Origin of the sequence: Arenibacter latericius DSM 15913 (assembly GCF_000424985.1) — a bacterium.
Taxonomy (GTDB): domain Bacteria; phylum Bacteroidota; class Bacteroidia; order Flavobacteriales; family Flavobacteriaceae; genus Arenibacter; species Arenibacter latericius.
Genome location: NZ_AUKX01000082.1, coordinates 1 through 5,743, shown reverse-complemented (window position 1 = coordinate 5,743; position 5,743 = coordinate 1). Strand labels below are relative to the sequence as shown.

At 42.6% G+C, this 5,743-nt stretch carries 7 protein-coding genes and 2 pseudogenes; 2 read left to right on the top strand and 7 right to left on the bottom strand.

Annotation, left to right across the window (positions count from 1 at the left end; translation table 11 throughout):
• Window positions 1–295, top strand: a 295-nt coding sequence (locus H344_RS21570; protein ID WP_157378363.1) for an integrase core domain-containing protein, incomplete at its 5' end; no start/stop codon positions are given.
• On the opposite strand, the gene H344_RS0116465 is transcribed toward H344_RS21570, so the two are convergent.
• A complete protein-coding gene (locus H344_RS0116465; RefSeq protein WP_026811280.1) occupies window positions 248–2,116 on the bottom strand; it encodes a relaxase/mobilization nuclease domain-containing protein in 1,869 nt (622 codons plus the stop codon). The two genes, H344_RS21570 and H344_RS0116465, sit on opposite strands and share 48 nt — an antisense overlap.
• Window positions 2,113–2,505, bottom strand: a complete 393-nt coding sequence (mobC, locus tag H344_RS0116460; protein WP_026811279.1) for a plasmid mobilization relaxosome protein MobC — start codon at window positions 2,503–2,505, stop codon at window positions 2,113–2,115. The genes H344_RS0116465 and mobC overlap by 4 nt, the downstream gene beginning before the upstream one ends.
• Window positions 2,506–3,075: 570 nt before the next feature.
• Here mobC and H344_RS21565 point away from each other — a divergent pair.
• Window positions 3,076–3,390 (top strand): annotated as a pseudogene (locus H344_RS21565) (transposase); the annotation flags it as partial.
• 432 nt (window positions 3,391–3,822) lie between these two features.
• On the opposite strand, the gene H344_RS0116450 reads toward H344_RS21565, so the two are convergent.
• From H344_RS0116450 to H344_RS21915, 5 genes and pseudogenes are all read right to left on the bottom strand, one after another.
• Entirely contained in the window at window positions 3,823–4,113 is a 291-nt protein-coding gene (locus H344_RS0116450) for a helix-turn-helix domain-containing protein (protein ID WP_026811277.1), read from the bottom strand.
• A 17-nt stretch (window positions 4,114–4,130) separates the two neighbouring features.
• The gene (locus tag H344_RS20665; protein WP_394330149.1) at window positions 4,131–4,460 is read right to left on the bottom strand and encodes a type II toxin-antitoxin system RelE/ParE family toxin; all 330 of its coding nucleotides are present in this window, start codon (window positions 4,458–4,460) and stop codon (window positions 4,131–4,133) included.
• 298 nt (window positions 4,461–4,758) lie between these two features.
• Complete coding sequence (locus H344_RS0116440) at window positions 4,759–5,154, bottom strand: helix-turn-helix domain-containing protein (protein ID WP_026811276.1); 396 nt, start codon at window positions 5,152–5,154, stop codon at window positions 4,759–4,761.
• Window positions 5,155–5,161: 7 nt separating this feature from the next.
• Window positions 5,162–5,347: a type II toxin-antitoxin system HicA family toxin gene (locus tag H344_RS0116435; protein WP_026811275.1), complete on the bottom strand. Its 186-nt coding sequence runs from the start codon at window positions 5,345–5,347 to the stop codon at window positions 5,162–5,164.
• Window positions 5,348–5,502: 155 nt separating this feature from the next.
• Window positions 5,503–5,743: pseudogene (locus H344_RS21915) on the bottom strand (IS1182 family transposase); the annotation flags it as partial.

Here is a 5,743-nt window from a genome sequence, read left to right as displayed (position 1 = left end):
GGTGCAGTATGCCTCGAATAAAATGACCGATCTATTCACTTATAATAAAAAAATAACACGGTCAATGAGCAGAAAGGGAAATTGTTGGGATAACGCTGTTGCGGAGAGCTTTTTCAAAACAATTAAACATGAATGGCTGTATAGGTTTAAATATACCTCCCATAATCAATTGTTCGAATCAATAAAGCAATATATAACATGGTATAATAACGAAAGGCTACATTCTAGTTTAGGGTATCTCTCCCCTTTAGAAATGGAAATCAAAATAAGAGGGTTTTCTAAAAAAGTGGCTTGAAAAAATTAGTCCCAAATTTAGTAGGTAATCCAAAAAGCCCCTGGCATTGAAAAAAGCGATATAGTCCTTTGGGGATTTCTCAAAAGGTGCCTGCATTCGTTCGGCGTACCGATGGTAGGCCTGTAGGGCCAAGGTATCGAACCGCTCCCTAAAGGTTGGGGCCATAGCGTTATAGAGTTTCGGGAATACCATGGGTAAAAATAGGGCGGTGGGACCCGGTTTTATTTCTTTGGCAGATTTGCCGTGCAGCAGCCCTTCCAACAACTTTTCATTTTCACGTGCAAAACCAGGAGGGATATAGTGGTTTGCACTCGTCTGTAGTAGGTCTCCTCCCAGATCCACCGGCACTTGGTGGCACCTGGAATTCGCATAGGTCAGGGTTCCATTATCGTACCGTACGCCTAGACTTTGGACAAGCGCACCAAGGACCTCCCTTTGGTCCAGGGTATGTTGGAACAGCTGGTCACTAGCCCGTTGAATAAGATCGGCCTTCTTTTGCAACTGCTCTTTTTCCTTATTAATGGCGGAAGTATATAGCTTCTCACTAAAAGGATAGTAGTGGGAGTCGATCACCTTCCACAAAGTCTGATTATCGGTATGCAGGTATTTCTTAAGGAAGAGAAAACGCTCTGATTTCATCATTTCCCTAACCAAAACATCTAGGGGCGTTTTCAGGATATGCTCCGAGAATAGGGGCTTGTATCGCAAATCCCGATAGGTCTTTTGGAAGGCTTCCCTTAAGCAACGTTGGAACTCCAATGCCAATTGCCTGCTATCCATGTACATTTGGGTGTGTTCGGTTTGGAACAATTCGTGGTTCTCATGGATACCAAGGTCCCTCCCAATCTCATCGCTGCGAAGCATATAGCCCGATTTATCATAGATGGTGAAATTTACCACCTGTCCCTGGTCGTTGTAGCTTAGCCTACAATCGAGCTTTTGATGGGAGCCTAGGATCTCGGGGAGGTGTTCAGGGCGAAGGGTCCTGAATAATTTATAGGTAGTATGCACTTGCTTTTCCAAGCGTTTTTTTACCATGGGCAATAGGGCCGATTGTTGATTACGCTCGAAGAGCTGTTGGAGTTTGGGACCGGAGAATTGGGGGTGTACGGTATAGCCGCCGATAAAACGGGACCGGTACCCTTCCCTGGTCGCAATGCCATAAGCCACCCCTACCCTACCGGAACGCTCCACTACCTTCAGTTGGATATGGTACTTTTCCAGTAGTTTGCCAAGCTCCTCAAAGCTTCGCACCTTATGCTTTTGCAGGGTGTTGTTCAAAATGTCCTGCATATAGTATCGCACCCCGTTACCATCCTGGGGGCTGAACTGGGGCGTTTCCAGCTTGGGAAGCTCTCGGACCGTCCTCTTATTTGGCGAGCTGGAAAGCCCAAACTCTTTCTCCAGGTATTTCTGGGCGGCCATACTCCTTCTATAGTCAAAGGAAAGGTTGATCTGGGTACAATCTTCCCTAATGGTACTGGAGACAATGTGCACGTGCTCGTGCTCAGTATCGTGATGCCGTACCACCATATAGGGCTGTTCCCCATAACCCATGTATTCCATATAGGCTTTGGACAGGGCCAAGAATTTAGTATTGTCCAGATGTTCACCTCGGGGAAGGTTCAAGGTGGCATGTACATAGCGTTTTTCGGAGGCGTGGCGGAAGCCCAAAAAGACCAGTACCTGTTCAAAGATCCTGAGGTTGGTATCCGTATCGGAATAGGTATTATGGAAGCCGAGAATGGTAGATTCCGGTTTCCCCAAGACGTACTTCAGTACGCCTTGCACTTTGTTCCGATATAGGAGTCGTGCGATCATAGCAGGTTCGTATTATTCTTAATAACCGTATTCAAATTGGCTACCAGGTCATTAGCCCTTTTCATTTCCTCTACAAGGCTCGCATTAGGGCTCCTTCGGTTCTTGTAATGGGCCACCTTTACCAATTGATTGAGGTTGGTCCCTATTTTGTTCAGCTGATACCCGACCTTAGGCGTACTAGCAGGGAGACATTCAATAGGCGCTACCTCCTTATTCAGAATGAGGCTTCTTAAGAAAGGGCCCACCGTACCTCTTTTATGGAAATCCACCTGATAGGACCGTAAAAGCACCTTCACTTTTTCCAGCTCCTCGGTGTTGAACCGGAGCATAATGGTATGCTTTCGCTTGCTCTCCCCTAACCGTTTCCTGCCGATGTTGCCAATTGCCATTATTTTTCTTGTTTTTTACTGCCGAGGGCAGCTTTTCACTTCGCTAGAAGTAGGAGTTTTGCGTTGCGCAAAACATAACTTGCTATCCGTTAAAAACGGATAATCCTATATAAATATAATACATCATAAACAAACCTAAAAGACTTATTTACAGTATTTTACAAATCAAACCAGTTAAAGGTAATTAAAGACCAATATAGACCAGAACTGGTTCTTAATGGTCTTTAATTCATTTGAAAAAATGGTGGGAAAAGATGAAAATAGGTCGAATTCATAGCGAGGTAGAAAAAGGGCAAGGGGTTTTTCACCCCTTGTGCTTTGGTGCGGGCCCGAGGCGGTCGAGCAAGGCTGAGGGAGAAATCCTCCCCTAACGGATTAGGGAAAATATGGGGAGGGAAAAGAATAGGTTCGGAAGCTTGGCGCGATGGCCGCAGGGGCATGGCATAGATAAAACATTATGGGTGGCATCCTATCCAATTATTAAGTCTAAATATTCAGTGGCTGGACAACCAACAATTAAGCGGACAAGGTGAACAGAACGGTATCCTTCCAGATGAAGAACTACAAAAAGGAGGTCGCAAGGAACTGCTCAAACTCTCCACGCACGAGTTCGTACGCCGATTTGCATTGCATGTTTTGCCCAAGGGTTTTACACGGATACGGCATTACGGCATCTTGAGCAGTAGCTGGAAAAAAGAAAAGCTGCCCGCCCTTCAAGATATGCTGGCCACAGAGCCGCTAAAACTCAAAGAGGAAAAGCCACCATTGCTCAATGGCATATGCCCCGGCTGTAAAAAGGGCAAACTGGTCACCGTCCTGACCTTCGACGGACGCGGGCCGCCCGATTGCTGGAAGGAAAACCTAATATCTGCTGACCAACCTTAAGTACTACTTGCAAAACGCGAGGGGGACGCTATGTGCCTAAAGGTAAATATTCAACCTAAAGATCACCGACCGATCCGCCAGACCGATGAAAAGGTAAGACGAAGCCCCCAAAAACATGTTGGATCTCTGAAACCAACATAAAACCACGGCAAGTCCGCCAATATAGATATCAAAAATAACTACAGGAAGAAGCGTTTTCCCCATAGAAGGAGACCGGATCCGTCAATCGGATATTCAGCCCTGGCCTATCAGCAGGCCGAATACTTCTTAAGTTTACAATTCATTAATTTTAAACCTTTAATCAGAAAGAACAAAAGAGGAGAATAAGGTTATCGAATGCTTGGAAGCTCAGACTTCGTTAACTAATGATAATCCCTTCTCTTTTCTACTTGGATTTCGGACAGTTCTTAGTTATTGTAACACGTACTTTTTTTAGATTTCAATTGAAATTTTCACTTTTCCGCCCAGTCCTTTCTCCACAATGTCATAAAGTGTTTTTAAGGTCAAATTGCTGCCATTGTTTTCTACGCGTGAAATGTAGGTCCGTTTTTTGTCCACCAATTCGCCGAGTTGCTCTTGGGTGAGATTTTTTTCTTCACGTGCCTTGCGTAAAAGCAGCCCGATTTTAAATGATTCGAAATCCCTTTCAAGTTCGTTCCTGCGCTCCGTTCCTTTTTTTCCGTAAACTGTATCCTTGATGTCCTTCCAGCTTTTGGTGTCCATCTTATTTGTTTTTGTCTTCATAGTATGAATTCATTAGTCCGACTGCTTTGTCGATTTCTTTTTTGGGAGTCTTTTGCGTTTTTTTTGGCAAATCCATTCAAGAGGATTACTAATTTACCTTTGTCGAAAAAGCAGAATACTCGCCAGATGTTCGAGCCCAATTTTATCCGAGCTTCATAAAGTCCCTTTGTTCCAGCAATTACTTTAAGATAAGTCGAGGGAACTCTTTCGTATGTCTCGATTATTTCGATGACCTTGAATATCTTGTCTTGGACCTTTTCGGGTTGTTTGAGCAAGAACTCTTCGAAATAGTTTTTGTACTGTATTACCTCCCTAACTTTATCCATTATTCAAAGGTAACTTAAAAGTTACTATTTTCAAAGTAATAGCCATTAAAGCAGATTGAAGTTTTAATCTTGGGAGTATGTGTTACAACGGCCCAGCTCGTAAGCAGTGTGGTGGCAAGCATTCACTTACCTTTCCCGACACTCCCGTAGCAAAAGCTTTGAGGGTTTGATTAGTTTTTATTTGTTGAAGCAAACCTAAAAAGGTTTTGCTCCTCATAAATATAGACAAAACTTTGATTTGAACACTAAGGCCCGCATTGCTTATAGGTACTGTTGTGGCAAGTGCTACCACATTGCGTTATGAAGTTTGCAAAAGATTTAATCCGCTTAATTCCTGTCCGATTTGGTGAATTCCATTCAATATCTTCTCTGTCTGTTTTGCTGAAGGTTTTTTTGTTCCAGAAACATATTGAGATAGTAGAGTAGCGTTCATTCCAATTTTTTCCGCAAGAAATTTGGCATTTAAAACTTTATAAAATTTAAAAAACTGCTTAAAATCAATCTCAAATCGAATATCACTCGGCTCAACCTTTACATTTTCATCCTCAAAATGTAATTCAGTCGCTTCGTAAGTGTTGTTAATCAGTTCGGGAATTGATTGTCCAGTTGTGAATATTGGATAGTCCACTGAAAATGCTGAAAATCCGGTATCCGTTTTTTCAACCGTCATCGTTATTTTTTTCTTTTTTGCCATAATCAGATTATTTAATTCCAGCGTCTTTTAGGATTTTCTTTTCCAAACCTTTACCCATTTCTTGGCTTCCGTGATTTGGAAATATAATTGTACCAGATTTCGTTTGGTGTCGCATTTTTATGTGCGAACCTTTTTGAGAAACCGCATACCAACCGTCTTTTTTCAAAATTCGTAAGAGTTGGGAACATTTCATTCGGATTTGCATTGGTTTCAAGACACAAAGGTAAACTATTGTTTACCTTTTTCAAACTAAATTTTAATACGGAGAACGGTTTTTTGCATTTGCCACAACGGCAGTTTGTCTCAAAACTCCGTGATTTCTGTTTTAAAAATACACGATTTTTTTCATTAGGTGAAAATAAAGTTGAGGGAGCGATTTCTTGTAGAGTGATCGCCTTGTGGCCCAAAGAGGATTAAAATGACGATTAGGGGCGAAGTTATTAATAGGAAATAGTTGTTTTGCACGGCCAAAAGAGTTTTTGGGACTATTCCTAGGTTGTTAAGTCTTCTTAGATTGTAGGCCAGGGCCATAAGCCCGAAATCTGCACTTGCTGCACCAATCCCTTTCTTGGTCATGATATGGTCAAAG